A 12139-nucleotide genomic window follows, 5' to 3' on the forward strand; every position below is an offset into this window, starting at 1 on the left:
CACGCCGAGAGCACGCACCTGACGCCGCGCGGCCCGCCCTGCGGGCGGACGACGGGAATTTGACGACAGGCCCTAGGGTGCGGGCATGACCTCACAGGCGTATCTCTCCGAACTGTTCTCGCTCGACGGCCGGGTCGCCCTGGTGACCGGCGGCAGCTCCGGCATCGGCCGGGCCGTCGCCAGGGCCCTCGCCCGCGCGGGAGCGAGCGTCGTCGTCGTGGCGCGCAGGGAGGCGGAGCTGGCCGAGACCGTCGGCGAACTGACGGCCCACGGCTGCCGGGCAGCCTGGGTGAGCGCCGACCTCGCCACCCGCGACGGGGTGCGCACGGCGGCGGAGCAGGCGACCGGGGTCTTCGGTGAACCCGACATCCTCGTCAACAGCGCCGGGATCAATCTCCGGCCCCCGATGGGCGAGCTGGACGACGAGGTGTGGGACACCACCATGGCCGTGAACCTTCAGGCCCCCTACCTGCTCGGGCAGCGGTTCGGGCCGGGCATGGCCGAGCGGGGATTCGGGCGGATCATCCACGTCACCTCCCAGCAGGCGCACCGGGCGTTCGTGCAGAGCGGTGCCTACGGCGTCTCGAAGGGGGCACTGGAGTCGCTGGCCCGCTCACAGGCCGAGGCATGGTCGCCGTACGGAGTCACCTGCAACACGCTCGTGCCGGGGTTCGTCATGACACCGCTGAACGCCCGGCTGTCCTCCGACCCCGAGAAGGTGGCCGCGTTGGCCGAGCGGACGATGGTCGGGCGCAACGGGCTGGCCGACGACTTCGCCGGGGCGGCGGTGTTCCTCGCGAGCCGCGCCTCCGCCTACGTCACCGGACAGGCGGTCTTCGTCGACGGCGGGTTCTCCGTCCACTGAAGGCGGAGCGGGGCGGGCCCGTCAGGTCAGGTCGAGCCGCATCAGGATCCGGGGATGACCGGCCAGCACCGAGGTGGTGTCGGCGGCGTGCACGAACCCGGCGCGTTCGAAGTTCTTGCGGATCCCGGCGTACGCCATCGTCAGGTCGACCCGGGCGTCCCCGTTGTCCAGCGGGTACGCCTCGATCGCCGGTGCGCCCTGTGCGCGGGCGAAGTCGACCGCGCCGGCGATGAGGGCGTGAGTGATCCCCTGCTTGCGATGACCGGGCCGGACGCGGATGCACCACAGCGACCACACCGGCAGGTCGTCGACGTGCGGGATCTTGCGGTTGCGCGCGAAGGACGTGACCGAGCGTGGCGCCACCGCGGCCCAGCCGACCGGCTCGTCCCCGTCGTGGGCGAGCACCCCCGGCGGAGGATCGGCACGGCACAGCCCGGCGACGTACTCGCCGCGCTCCGGGCCGCGCAGCTCCTTGTTGAGCTTCGCCGGGATCCGGTAGCTCAGACACCAACAGACGTTCGCGGTGGGCGACTTCGGGCCCAGCACGGCACGCACGTCCTCGAACTCCGACGCCGGGCGAACTTCGATGGCCATGCCCCCACCCTGTCACGACGGGACGGCGGCCGTCGCGCGATCCGTGCGAGGCGACGGGGGCGTACGGGCGGGGCGAGGCGGGTACCCGGGCGCGCATGAAGTGGCAACAGGTGCAGGACTCCCCGGCCCGGGCGTACGTCCTCGTCCTGGCCCCGGGCGAGGATCCCCTCGCCGAGATCACCGGCTTCGCCCGGGACCGGTCCCTGGGCGCGTCCCAGGTGACCGCCGTGGGCGCCTTCTCCCGGGCCGTGGTGGGGTGGTTCGACCGCGCGGCCAAGGACTACCGGCGCATCGGCGTGGACGAGCAGTGCGAGGTGCTGTCCCTGCTGGGGGACATCGCCGTCGGCGCGGACGGACCGACCGCGCATCTGCATGCCGTCCTGGGGCTGTCGGACGGTACGACCCGTGGGGGCCATCTGCTGGAGGGCGAGGTGTGGCCGACCCTCGAGGTGATCGTGCGGGACAGCCCGGCGGAGCTGGCCAAGGTCCACCACCCCGACCTCGGCCTCGCCCTGATCGACCCGGAGTGACGACCCGCCCGACCGGAGCCGTGACCCCGGTGCCGGGGTGGCGCCCGGGACAGCGGCTTCACCGAGGACCGGGTGGGCCGGCCGCCCGGTACATGCCTCACACGCGAGCGCGTACGCCGGCTTCAGAACCTCCCTGCGGCTGCGGGCACGCGAGACGGGGCAGCGGCTGCCGGCGCGGAGCCGAGTGCGCAACCGGCGAGCCCAGGCCCGGCATGGGGCGAGCCGACTTCCGCCGGGGCGTCAGGCCGTGGCGCGTCACGCCGGGGTACTGAAGGCGAGCAGCGTCTTCGCCACCTGCGTGTCGGAAACCCGGGTGAAGTCCTCGTACCACTCGCCGACCACGTGCAGGCCCGGCGGCTGCTCCAGGCACACCACGTCGTCGCACCAGGCGCGGATCGCCGACGTCGTCCGAGGGCTGCCGACGGGGAACGCCGCGACGAGCCGGGCCGGAGCAAGCCGGCGCAGGAAGCGCAGCGCCGCCGTCGCGGTCAGACCGGTGGTCAGGCCGTCGTCGACGAGGACGACCGTGCGGCCCTGGACGGACGGGGCCGGCCTGCCGTCGCGATAGACGTGCTCGCTGCGTTCACCCGCCACGACATCGCCGAGCCGGTCCTCGGACAGATGCATCATGGCCAGGCCCTGCCGGTCGTATAGCGGCGGATCGTCCGCGACGATCGCGCCGACCGGCGTCTCCGGCCGGATCGGGGTGCTGATCTCACGGGCGACGAGCACGTCCAGCGGGACATGCAGCGCCCGGGCCACCTCCGCGGCGACGGGCACACCGCCCGGCGGCAGGGCCAGCACGAGCACATCGGTCAGGTCACCGGAGTCGGCCCACTCGACCAGCCGCAGCGCGAGCTCGTGTCCGGCGTGGGTGCGGTCACGGAAAGGCACGGCGCGCCTCCCTCGGATCGGGGCAGCCGCCGAGTGCCCGGTGGGTCGGCGGCCAAACCGGGGTGTACGGCCCACCGCACGGCAGCGAGAACGCACATGAGGGGCACCGGACCGGGTACCCGAAGCGTCCGGGCGTACCGGACGGCAAGTGCACGACACGGCGACGGGACCAACCATGACCGACCCCCACTTCGAGAGCGATGCCTCCGCGGCCCAGCAGGCCCTGCGCACGGTCGTCGAGCAGGGCGCGGACGAGGCGGCACTGAACACACTGGCGCACAGCGAGGTGCTGGTACCCGCGGCGACGGACGCGGAGGGCCCAGGCCCCGCGGCGCTGACCCTGCCCGTGTTCGAACAGGAGGACGGGACCGAACTCGTACCGGTCTTCACCACGCAGGAACGCATGGAACAGGCCATGCCCAAGATGCAGCGGCACCGCAGTGTGCAGCTCGGCGCCCTCGCCCACGGCTGGCCCTCCGACAATCTGTCCCTGGTCATCGACGCCGGCACGCCCGAGCAGCTGGCGCTGACGGCCCACGGGGTGCGGGCCCTGCTGGACCGGGAAGACAGCTGACCGAAGAGGAGGACGTGGTGACGGATCCGCAGCACGCCCAGCAGAATCCGGCCACCCAGTACCCGCGGCCCGACTTTCCCGCCCAGGACCAGCCGCACCCCGGCTGGACCGGGCCGATGGATCCGCCACCGGATCACGGCGAGGAGAGCTACCGCGGCACCGGGCGGCTGGAGGGTCGCGCCACCGTTGTCACCGGTGGGGACTCCGGTATCGGACGCGCGGTCGCCCTGGCGTTCGCCCGGGAGGGTGCCGACGTGCTGTTCACCCATCTCGAGGAGGAGGCACAGGAGGCGCGTGAGACGTCCCGGCTGGTCGAGGACGCGGGCCGCAAGGCGGTCGCGGTGGCCTGCGACATCCGCGAGGAGGACAACTGCCGTGCGCTGATCGACCGTGCGGTCGCGGAGTTCGGGCGCGTCGACGTCCTGGTGAACAACGCCGCCTACCAGATGTCCCAGCCCGACGGCATCGAGGCGATCACGACCGAGCAGTTCGACCGCGTCATGCGCACCAACCTCTACGGCATGTTCTGGCTGACGAAGTTCGCCGTGCCGCACATGCCGGAGGGCGGCAGCGTCATCAACTCCACGTCGGTGCAGGCGTACAAGCCCAGCCCGCATCTGCTGGACTACGCGATGACCAAGGGCGCGATCGTGACCTTCACCCAGGGGTTGGCCCAGATGCTGGTCGACCGCGGCATCCGGGTGAACGCGGTCGCGCCGGGGCCGGTGTGGACGCCGCTGATCCCGGCGACGCTGCCCGACACGGCCGAGTTCGGCAAGCAGAGCCCCCTGGGCCGGCCGGCCCAGCCCGCCGAGCTGGCTCCCGCCTATGTCTACCTCGCCTCCCAGGAGGCCGGTTTCGTCACCGCGGAGATCCTCAACGCGACCGGCGGAACACCGCTGCCGTAGCCCGCGGGGCGTATCGGACGCTGGGCCGGATGGGCCAGCCGGTCCGGTACGCCGGGCTGCGCGGCGGGCGTGCAGAGCGCATGGTGGTGACATGAGCACGCGTCCCCCAGTGGTGGTGCTGCCCGCGGCGTCCGACGGCGGGCGCCAGGTGACGATCAACGGCGAACCGGCGGGCACCGCGTACAGCCTGTTCGACGTCCTGGACCTGGTGCACCGCGCCGACCTGCCCGCCGAGGACCGGGCCGTAGACGACCCCGAGCTGATCGAGTGGCGCGGAGGCGGGCCGTACGACTGGACCGAGACGGACGTGCCCGACGCGCCGGATACGCCGAACGGGTGAACGCGCCCACGACCCTCGGATGTCCGAGGTTCCCCTCCGGACGCCGCTGACCTTGACTTGAGGCGGCAAGTCGAACGGAACCACGACATCACGGGGGCACGTATGAATCGCAGGAAGAGCATCTTCGCGGCCGGTCTGGCCACCACCCTCTCGGCCCTGGCCCTCACCGTCGGCGTCGGGGCCGCGCCCGCACAGGCCGCCGGGTCGGGCGGGGCCGCGGCCCTGGCGGGCACCGTCGACTGCGACGGCTGGGTGCACAACAACAACCCGGACCACGGCATCGCGGGCTGCAAGAACAACACCGACCGGACCATCACCTTCCGCGCCGAGATCGTCTGCGGCTGGGCCCCCGACGTCTCCGGCCAGTGGGTGACGCTCGCCCCCGGCCAGTACAGCGAGTCCTCCGGCGTCTGCGCCGTCTACAGCTCCGGCGTCGGCAGCGTGGGCTGGACCATCCAGTAGGGCCCCGCGGACCACGGGGCTCCCTTGTGATCCGGCCGGTGTGTCCGGCGCCGGTGAGCGGGGTACGCGGGCCACGGACGGAAGGGGAGACCCATGCGGTTCCGTGACCGTGGGGAGGCCGGACAGGAGCTGGCGGAGCAGCTGCGCGTCCGCCAGGAGAAGGGCCTCCTCGCCCATCCCGTGGTGCTCGCGCTGCCCCGGGGCGGTGTCGCCGTCGCCCGGGAGATCGCCCGCGTGCTCCAGGCACCGCTGGACGTGCTCGTCGTCCGCAAGATCGGGGCCCCGTTCCACGAGGAGTTCGGCGTCGGCGCGCTCGCGGGCGACGACCCGCCGCTCTTCGACGAGGCGACGCTGTACCGGCTGGGACTGACCGAGGCCGATCTGGCGCCGGTGGTGGAGCGGGAACGCAAGGAGCTGCGGCGGCGCGAGGAACGCTATCGGCAGGGCCGGCCGGCGCCGCGGCTGGGCGGGCGCACCGCCGTGGTCGTGGACGACGGCGTCGCCACCGGCTCGACCGCACGCGTGGCCCTGCGCGCCGTACGCGGCCGGCAGCCCGAGCGTCTGGTCCTGGCCGTTCCGGTCTGCGCACCGGAGGCGGCCGGGGAACTGCGCCGCGAGGTCGACGACTTCGTCTGTCTGCACGAGCCGAGGCTGTTCAGTGCGGTCGGGGAGTGGTACGAGGATTTCGGCCAGCTCTCCGACGCGGATGTGCTGGAGGCGCTGCGGGAGGGATGAGAGCCCGCCGAGGTGGTGACGTGCCCGCCGTTCAGGCACCGCCGGCGGAGGCCGGCTTCGCCAGGGTGAGCGTGCCGTCCGCGGTGAGGGCGAGCCGGGTGCCGTAGGCGATGCGGTCGAGGGTGGCGTGCAGCCAGGCGCGGTCCTCGGGCGGGGCCGGTTCCAGCCGCATCCGGCGGGCGAGCAGGGGCAGCATCCGCAGGTCGGTGAGCTCGCCGGTGTCCGCCGCCAGCGTCACCAGATGGGCGAGCCGCAGATCGTCGCGGTACTCCTCGTAGCCCGGGATGCCCTCGTAGTCGTCGATGAAGTCGCCGCAGCCGTGCAGGATCAGCCGGTCGCGGTAGAGCTCGACGGGACGGGGGTGGTGCGAGGAGTGGCCGTGGACGAGGTCGGCCCCGCCGTCCACCAGGGCGTGCGCGAAGCGCCGCTGGTCGCGCGGGACGGCATGGCCCCAGTTGGAGCCCCAGTGCACGGACACCACCACGAGGTCGCCGGGCCGCTTCACCTGCCGAATGTGCCGTACCGCCGCCGCGGCCGTGGCGGGGGACAGTTCGGGCGCGTAGGCGACGCCGGGGAGGTCCGCCGTCGACGCCCAGCCCGGCGGGATGCCGCTGTTGCGGAAACCCAGGGCGAAGACCAGCACGCGGCCACCGTGGGGGAGCGGCAGCGCGGCCGGCGCGTACGCCTCCTCGGCGCTGCGCCCGGCGCCCGCCGTACGCAGCCCGGCGGCGTGCAGGACGTCGAGCGTCTCCTCCAGGCCCGCCCGCCCGAAGTCCCGCACATGGTTGTTGGCGAGGACGCAGACGTCGGGCCGGGCCACGGTGAGGGCGGGCAGGTTGGCCGGAGCCATGCGGTAGTGGACCGCCTTGCCGGGCTCGAACGCCGCACTGCGCGTGACGGACGTCTCGAGGTTCACGATCCGGACGTCCGGCGCGTTCGCCTCCAGCAGCCGCAAGGCCTCTCCCCACGGCCACGACGGGTCCACCGGCGCCGGGATCGGGCCGCTCACCGCCTCCGCCATGCTCACGTAGGAGCGGGCGTCGGTGACGTACCCCTCTCGCAGCGCGGGGTCGCCGGGCCGGGCCAGGATCTGGTCGACGCCGCGTCCGAGCATCACGTCACCGCAGACGAACAGCGTCACCGTGCCGCCGCTCATGTCTCAACCGTACGAAATCGTCGGAGGAGACCGTGGCTCTCGCCGGTCCGGGCGGCCTTCCGCGCACCCTTTACCCGGGTCTCCGGCCGATCCTCCGCCCGGCGGGTGGGCCACCGTGCCGCCGCGCGACCGGGCGGGTGATAGCGAACGCCCTGCGCGGGTACCCCGCACCTGCGACGCCGGGCGAGGCGCGGGAGGCCGCCATGGAACTGGTCGAGGAGAGCCCCCACCGCTTCCGTATCGACCCGCACGGGCCCATGCGGGTGCCGGGCGTGGTCTTCGCGTCCCGGACGCTGCTGCGGGACGCCGAGCAGGCCCTGGAGCAGGTGGCCGACGTCGCCACGCTCCCGGGGATCGTGGGGGCGTCGTACGCCATGCCCGACATCCACTGGGGCTACGGCTTCCCCATCGGCGGCGTCGCCGCGACCGACGTGGCGGACGGCGGGGTCGTCTCGCCGGGCGGGGTCGGCTTCGACATCTCCTGCGGGGTACGGCTGCTGGCCGCCGACACCGACCACGAGGGGCTGGCGCCGGCGCTGCCCGTCGTGATGGACGGCCTGGACCGGGCCGTGCCGCGCGGCGCCGGCCCCGGCGGGGTGTGGCACCTGACCGGCCGCGGGCAGCTGGAGCGGATCCTGCGCGGCGGCTCCCGGTACGCGGTGGGGGAGGGGCACGGCGAGGAGCGCGACCTGACCCGCTGCGAGGACGGTGGGTCGGTCGCCGACGCCGACGTGGACCAGGTCGGCGCACGGGCCCGGGAGCGCGGCCTCGGCCAGGTCGGCAGCCTGGGCTCGGCCAACCACTTCCTCGAGGTGCAGCGCGTGGAGGAGGTGTACGACGCGGTGGCCGCCGACGCGTTCGGGCTCGCGGCCGGCCAGGTGTGCGTGATGATCCACTGCGGCTCCCGTGGCCTCGGGCACCAGATCTGCACCGATCACGTCCGGGCGATGGACGCCGCGATGGCGCGGTACGGCATCGAGGTCCCCGACCGTCAGCTGGCCTGTACGCCGGTCCGGTCGCCGGAGGGGCGCAGGTATCTGGGCGCGATGGCCGCCGCCGCCAACTACGGCCGCGCCAATCGGCAGTTGCTCTCCGACGCCGCCCGCCAGGTGTTCCGCCGCGCCGCGCGCACCCGCCTTTCGCTGGTGTACGACGTCTCCCACAACCTCGCCAAGATCGAGACCCACACCGTGGCCGGAACTCCCCGCGAGCTGTGCGTCCACCGCAAGGGCGCGACCCGCGCCTTCCCGCCCGGCCATCCGGAGCTGCCCGAGGATCTGCGCGAGGTCGGTCAGCCGGTGCTGATCCCGGGGACGATGGGCACCGCCTCCTACGTCCTGGCCGGCGTGCCCGGCGGTGACGCCTTCTTCTCCACCTGTCACGGCGCGGGCCGCGTCATGAGCCGTCACCGGGCCGCCCGCACGGTGGGCGGCCGGGAACTGCGCGCCCGCCTGGAGTCGGCCGGCATCGCGGTACGCCCACGCTCACTGCGCGGCCTGGCGGAGGAGACCCCCGACGCGTACAAGGACGTGAGCGAGGTGGTGGCCGTGAGCGAGGGTGCCGGACTGTGCCGTACGGTGGCGCGGCTGGTGCCGCTGGGCGTGGTGAAGGGCTGAGGCCCACCGCGGCTTGCCGCGCGAAAGCGCTCGTTCGGAGCCCACCGCCCGCAAGCGGCTTGCCCGTTCGGTACGCGTACGGCCTGGTGGCGTCACACGTCCACGGTCACCGCGCACGACCACCCGTACGGGCCCGGGCCGATGTGCAGGCCGTGCCAGGACACGCCCTTCGGGGTGGCGCCGGTGACCTCCACGTCGGACAGTTCGGCGAGGGCGAGCCGCACGTCCAGGTCGCCGTCCGCGTCCTCGGCCTCCAGGTCGACGGGTACCCGGCCGTCCACGTCGAGGCGGTAGACGACCTCGTCGAGCAGTGCGGTCAGCAGGTCCTCGTCGCTGTCCTCGGCGAGCTGCACCCGCTCCACGCGGGTGGGCCGCACCGCCTCCACATCGGCGAAGCACTCGACCATCCCGAGCGCGGCCTCCACCAGACACCGCTCCCGGCTCGCTCCCCATGCCTCGATCCGCACATCGGCCGTGTGCGGCACGGCCCGATGACCGCTGCCACCACTGCGCCGAGCCCGGATGTCGTCGTCCGTGTCACCGACCATCGACACCACCCGCTCCGCTCGTGCCGTCCGAGATCGGCCCTGCTTCAGGGCCCGTGCAGCCGCACACCGGGTACCCGCACCCGGCACGCCGTATCGCAGGGCAGCACTTCGGGCAGTGATGCGCGTCGGCGGTTCGCTTCCTTGACCCCGACCGTTCACGAACCTAGCCTCCGTCCGCATATGTAGATACTGTCTTCATGTGAGGACCGCCTTCATGGCCCAGCCCGTCGTCACCCGCCTGTCCGTCTATCCGGTCGCAGGCCGGGACTCGATGCTCCTCAACCTCTCCGGCGCGCACGCCCCCTGCTTCACCCGCAACGTCGTCGTCCTGGAGGACTCCGAGGGCCGCACGGGCCTGGGCGAGGTGCCCGGTGGCGAGGAGATCACCCGGACGCTGCGCGACGCCGCGCCCCTGGTCGTCGGCGCCCGCGTCGGCGACTACAAGAACGTACTGCGCACCGTCGGGGCGACCTTCGCCGACCGGGACGCGGACGGCCGTGGTGCGCAGACCTTCGACCTGCGCACCACGGTGCATGCCGTCACCGCCGTCGAGTCCGCCCTCCTCGACCTCCTCGGGCAGCACCTTCAGGTCCCGGTCGCCGCCCTGCTCGGCGAGGGACGACAACGCGACGCCGTCCGGATGCTCGGCTACCTCTTCTACGTCGGCGACCCCGACCGCACCGGCCTGGACTACGTCCGCGCACCCGAAGCGGACGCCGAGTGGTACCGGATCCGGCACGAGGAGGCGCTCACCCCGGAGGCGATCGTCCGGCAGGCCGAGGCCACCTACGACCGCTACGGCTTCCGGGACTTCAAGCTCAAGGGCGGTGTCCTGCCCGGCGCCCAGGAGGTCGAGGCGGTGCGGGCCCTGAAGGAGCGCTTCCCGGACGCGCGCATCACCCTCGACCCCAACGGCGCCTGGTCCCTGCGCGAGGCCGTCGAACTGTGCCGTCCCCTCCTCGGCACCCTCGCCTACGCCGAGGACCCCTGCGGAGCCGAGGACGGCTACTCGGGCCGGGAGATCCTCGCGGAGTTCCGCCGGGCCACCGGACTGCCCACGGCGACCAACATGATCGCCACCGACTGGCGTCAGCTGACCCACGCCCTGGCTCTCCAGTCGGTGTCCATCCCGCTGGCCGACCCGCACTTCTGGACCATGCAGGGCTCGGTACGGGTCGCGCAGCTGTGCAACGCCATGGGGCTGACCTGGGGATGCCACTCCAACAGCCACTTCGACATCTCCCTGGCGATGATGGCCCACTGCGGGGCGGCGGCACCCGGTGAGTACAACGCCCTGGACACGCACTGGATCTGGCAGGAGGGCCGGGAACGGCTCACCGTCGACCCGCCGAGGATCACCGGCGGTGAGGTCGCCGTGCCGGACACGCCCGGGCTGGGCATCGGCCTGGACATGGAGCGGCTGCTCGCGGCCCATGAGCTCTACAAGGAGAGGGCGCTGTCGGGGCGGGACGACGCCGTCGGCATGCGGTATCTGATCGAGGGCTGGACCTTCGACCCGAAGCGGCCCTGTCTGGTGCGCTGACCCCGCCGACTCGCACGAGCGCGGTTCAGAGGGCGAAGACGCGGCGGGCGTTGCCGTACAGGAAGAGCTCGCGCGTCTCCTCGTCCAGCTCCAGGGCGTCCAGCCGCTCCAGGGCCCGACCCGGCGTGATCATGGGGTAGTTGGAGCCGAACAGCACCTTGTGCCGGCCCCTGCCCCGCAGATACTCCACCAGCTCCGGCGGATAGCGGCGGACGGTGTAGGCGCTGGTGTCGATGAAGACGTTCTCGTGCTTGTCGGCGACCGCGATCATCTCCGTCGTCCACGGGTAGCCGATGTGCCCGCACACGATCGCCAGTTCGGGGAAGTCCAGCGCGACCTGGTCGACGTACGGGATGGGCCGCCCGGTCTCCGACGGGCGCAACGGGCCCGTGTGCCCGACCTGGGTGCAGAACGGCACGCCCAGGTCCACGCAGGCCGCGTACAGCGGGTAGTACAGCCGGTCGGTGGGCGGCAGCCCCCACAGCCACGGCACGATGCGCAGCGCCACGAAGCCCAACTCCTCGACGGCCCGCCGCAGTTCCCGTACCGCGTCCATGGGCCGGGCCAGATCGGCGCCCGCCACCCCGCGCAGCCGCCCGCCGGACTCCTCGACGAACGAGGCCACCTCGTCGTTGTCGATCAGCGGACCCCGCGGCCCGTACCAGGCGGACGCGAGGCCGGTCTCCACGTCCGCGGCATCGAGCGCCGCCACCGTGACCTCGACGGGCAGCGGCTTGTCGAGCCGCTCCATCCCGGTCCACCGGCGCAGCGACTCGAACATCTCATGGTTGGCGTGGCGCGGCGTGGGGTGCTGCATCCAGGCGTCGATCACAGGCATGGGTACGGCCTCTCCGGGGGGCGCGTGAACCGCCTCCGCTGAAGATCGGGGTGCGGGCGCCGCCGCTCAGGACCGGGGCAGCACCGTGACACGACGGAAGTTGCACTCGTCCCCGACCGGGCGCCCGGCAGCGGCCGGCCGGTGCTGATGGGCCTTGAGCGCGGCGCTGACCAGGCTCATCAACAGGTCGACGTCCGTGTCGCAGTCGAGATGCACGGTCACCCAGGCGGAACCCGGGACCAGCCGGATCGCGGTCGACTCCTTCAGGTCGGCGTGGAATCGCTGGATCGCCGACGCCGTCAGATGCAGGTCCACGTCACGGTCGGAATGGAAGTGCACGATCTCGCTGTGGACGGAGCGCAGTGCCCGCCCTGCGCCGCAGTTGGCCGGTCCCGAGCTGAGATCGGGCCAGACCTGGAGTTGCTCCATGGCGCGCTGGGCCAGTGTCATGCCCCCATAGTCGCCCGATCACCGCCGTGCAACCAGAGGTTGAGCGAACCGTAACCGTGGTGTGAGGTGATTCGATCACCGGCCCG

General features: G+C 72.9%; 15 protein-coding genes. 9 read left to right on the forward strand and 6 right to left on the reverse strand.

Going from position 1 to position 12139, the window contains the following annotated elements:
- Positions 1-85 precede the first annotated feature (85 nt).
- Positions 86-865, forward strand: a complete 780-nt coding sequence (locus tag ACHBTE_RS19475) for an SDR family NAD(P)-dependent oxidoreductase (RefSeq protein WP_394725227.1) — start codon at positions 86-88, stop codon at positions 863-865.
- A gap of 21 nt (positions 866-886) precedes the next feature.
- On the opposite strand, the gene ACHBTE_RS19480 is transcribed toward ACHBTE_RS19475, so the two are convergent.
- Positions 887-1459: a GNAT family N-acetyltransferase gene (locus tag ACHBTE_RS19480; RefSeq protein WP_394725228.1), complete on the reverse strand. Its 573-nt coding sequence runs from the start codon at positions 1457-1459 to the stop codon at positions 887-889.
- Positions 1460-1554: 95 nt separating this feature from the next.
- Here ACHBTE_RS19480 and ACHBTE_RS19485 point away from each other — a divergent pair, with 95 nt between their 5' ends.
- Positions 1555-1989, forward strand: coding sequence for a PPC domain-containing DNA-binding protein (locus ACHBTE_RS19485; protein ID WP_394725229.1), 435 nt, complete (start codon positions 1555-1557; stop codon positions 1987-1989).
- A 255-nt stretch (positions 1990-2244) separates the two neighbouring features.
- Here the strand turns inward: ACHBTE_RS19485 and ACHBTE_RS19490 are convergent, their stop codons facing one another.
- Positions 2245-2883: a phosphoribosyltransferase gene (locus ACHBTE_RS19490; RefSeq protein ID WP_394725230.1), complete on the reverse strand. Its 639-nt coding sequence runs from the start codon at positions 2881-2883 to the stop codon at positions 2245-2247.
- Between the two features lie 175 nt (positions 2884-3058).
- Between ACHBTE_RS19490 and ACHBTE_RS19495 the strand changes: the two genes are divergently transcribed.
- The 5 genes from ACHBTE_RS19495 (at position 3059) to ACHBTE_RS19515 (ending at position 5902) form a co-directional block, all read left to right on the forward strand.
- A complete protein-coding gene (locus ACHBTE_RS19495; protein ID WP_394725232.1) occupies positions 3059-3457 on the forward strand; it encodes an SseB family protein in 399 nt (132 codons plus the stop codon).
- A gap of 17 nt (positions 3458-3474) precedes the next feature.
- The gene (locus ACHBTE_RS19500) at positions 3475-4365 is read left to right on the forward strand and encodes an SDR family oxidoreductase (protein ID WP_394725233.1); all 891 of its coding nucleotides are present in this window, start codon (positions 3475-3477) and stop codon (positions 4363-4365) included.
- 91 nt (positions 4366-4456) lie between these two features.
- Positions 4457-4705, forward strand: coding sequence for a hypothetical protein (locus ACHBTE_RS19505; protein ID WP_394725234.1), 249 nt, complete (start codon positions 4457-4459; stop codon positions 4703-4705).
- Between the two features lie 102 nt (positions 4706-4807).
- Entirely contained in the window at positions 4808-5167 is a 360-nt protein-coding gene (locus ACHBTE_RS19510) for a hypothetical protein (RefSeq protein ID WP_394725235.1), read from the forward strand.
- Positions 5168-5260: 93 nt separating this feature from the next.
- Positions 5261-5902, forward strand: a complete 642-nt coding sequence (locus tag ACHBTE_RS19515; RefSeq protein WP_394725236.1) for a phosphoribosyltransferase — start codon at positions 5261-5263, stop codon at positions 5900-5902.
- A gap of 31 nt (positions 5903-5933) precedes the next feature.
- Here ACHBTE_RS19515 and ACHBTE_RS19520 read toward each other — a convergent pair whose 3' ends face one another.
- Positions 5934-7058 carry a CapA family protein gene (locus ACHBTE_RS19520; RefSeq protein ID WP_394725237.1) on the reverse strand — a complete coding sequence of 375 codons (1125 nt, stop codon included), beginning with the start codon at positions 7056-7058 and terminating at the stop codon, positions 5934-5936.
- 203 nt (positions 7059-7261) lie between these two features.
- Here ACHBTE_RS19520 and ACHBTE_RS19525 point away from each other — a divergent pair, with 203 nt between their 5' ends.
- Positions 7262-8674 carry an RtcB family protein gene (locus ACHBTE_RS19525; RefSeq protein WP_394725238.1) on the forward strand — a complete coding sequence of 471 codons (1413 nt, stop codon included), beginning with the start codon at positions 7262-7264 and terminating at the stop codon, positions 8672-8674.
- A gap of 92 nt (positions 8675-8766) precedes the next feature.
- Here ACHBTE_RS19525 and ACHBTE_RS19530 read toward each other — a convergent pair whose 3' ends face one another.
- On the reverse strand, positions 8767-9222 hold the full coding sequence (locus ACHBTE_RS19530) for an archease (RefSeq protein WP_394725239.1): 456 nt from the start codon (positions 9220-9222) through the stop codon (positions 8767-8769).
- A gap of 214 nt (positions 9223-9436) precedes the next feature.
- Between ACHBTE_RS19530 and ACHBTE_RS19535 the strand changes: the two genes are divergently transcribed.
- Positions 9437-10765 (forward strand): enolase C-terminal domain-like protein, encoded by a 1329-nt coding sequence (locus tag ACHBTE_RS19535; RefSeq protein ID WP_394725240.1) that lies wholly within the window; start codon positions 9437-9439, stop codon positions 10763-10765.
- Positions 10766-10790: 25 nt separating this feature from the next.
- Here ACHBTE_RS19535 and ACHBTE_RS19540 read toward each other — a convergent pair whose 3' ends face one another.
- Positions 10791-11603, reverse strand: coding sequence for an amidohydrolase family protein (locus ACHBTE_RS19540; protein WP_394725241.1), 813 nt, complete (start codon positions 11601-11603; stop codon positions 10791-10793).
- Positions 11604-11669: 66 nt separating this feature from the next.
- The gene (locus tag ACHBTE_RS19545; protein ID WP_394725242.1) at positions 11670-12053 is read right to left on the reverse strand and encodes a luciferase family protein; all 384 of its coding nucleotides are present in this window, start codon (positions 12051-12053) and stop codon (positions 11670-11672) included.
- Positions 12054-12139: the final 86 nt, after the last annotated feature.

It is taken from the genome of Streptomyces sp. M41 (assembly GCF_043673425.1).
Classification (GTDB): domain Bacteria; phylum Actinomycetota; class Actinomycetes; order Streptomycetales; family Streptomycetaceae; genus Streptomyces.

Bases quoted from the DNA above. Each gene is read 5' to 3' on its own strand.
- ACHBTE_RS19475 (WP_394725227.1), top strand. From the start codon at position 86: ATGACCTCACAGGCGTATCTCTCCGAACTGTTCTCGCTCGACGGCCGG.
- ACHBTE_RS19480 (WP_394725228.1), bottom strand. From the start codon at position 1,459: ATGGCCATCGAAGTTCGCCCGGCGTCGGAGTTCGAGGACGTGCGTGCC.
- ACHBTE_RS19485 (WP_394725229.1), top strand. From the start codon at position 1,555: ATGAAGTGGCAACAGGTGCAGGACTCCCCGGCCCGGGCGTACGTCCTC.
- ACHBTE_RS19495 (WP_394725232.1), top strand. From the start codon at position 3,059: ATGACCGACCCCCACTTCGAGAGCGATGCCTCCGCGGCCCAGCAGGCC.
- ACHBTE_RS19505 (WP_394725234.1), top strand. From the start codon at position 4,457: ATGAGCACGCGTCCCCCAGTGGTGGTGCTGCCCGCGGCGTCCGACGGC.
- ACHBTE_RS19510 (WP_394725235.1), top strand. From the start codon at position 4,808: ATGAATCGCAGGAAGAGCATCTTCGCGGCCGGTCTGGCCACCACCCTC.
- ACHBTE_RS19515 (WP_394725236.1), top strand. From the start codon at position 5,261: ATGCGGTTCCGTGACCGTGGGGAGGCCGGACAGGAGCTGGCGGAGCAG.
- ACHBTE_RS19520 (WP_394725237.1), bottom strand. From the start codon at position 7,058: ATGAGCGGCGGCACGGTGACGCTGTTCGTCTGCGGTGACGTGATGCTC.
- ACHBTE_RS19525 (WP_394725238.1), top strand. From the start codon at position 7,262: ATGGAACTGGTCGAGGAGAGCCCCCACCGCTTCCGTATCGACCCGCAC.
- ACHBTE_RS19530 (WP_394725239.1), bottom strand. From the start codon at position 9,222: ATGGTCGGTGACACGGACGACGACATCCGGGCTCGGCGCAGTGGTGGC.
- ACHBTE_RS19535 (WP_394725240.1), top strand. From the start codon at position 9,437: ATGGCCCAGCCCGTCGTCACCCGCCTGTCCGTCTATCCGGTCGCAGGC.
- ACHBTE_RS19540 (WP_394725241.1), bottom strand. From the start codon at position 11,603: ATGCCTGTGATCGACGCCTGGATGCAGCACCCCACGCCGCGCCACGCC.
- ACHBTE_RS19545 (WP_394725242.1), bottom strand. From the start codon at position 12,053: ATGACACTGGCCCAGCGCGCCATGGAGCAACTCCAGGTCTGGCCCGAT.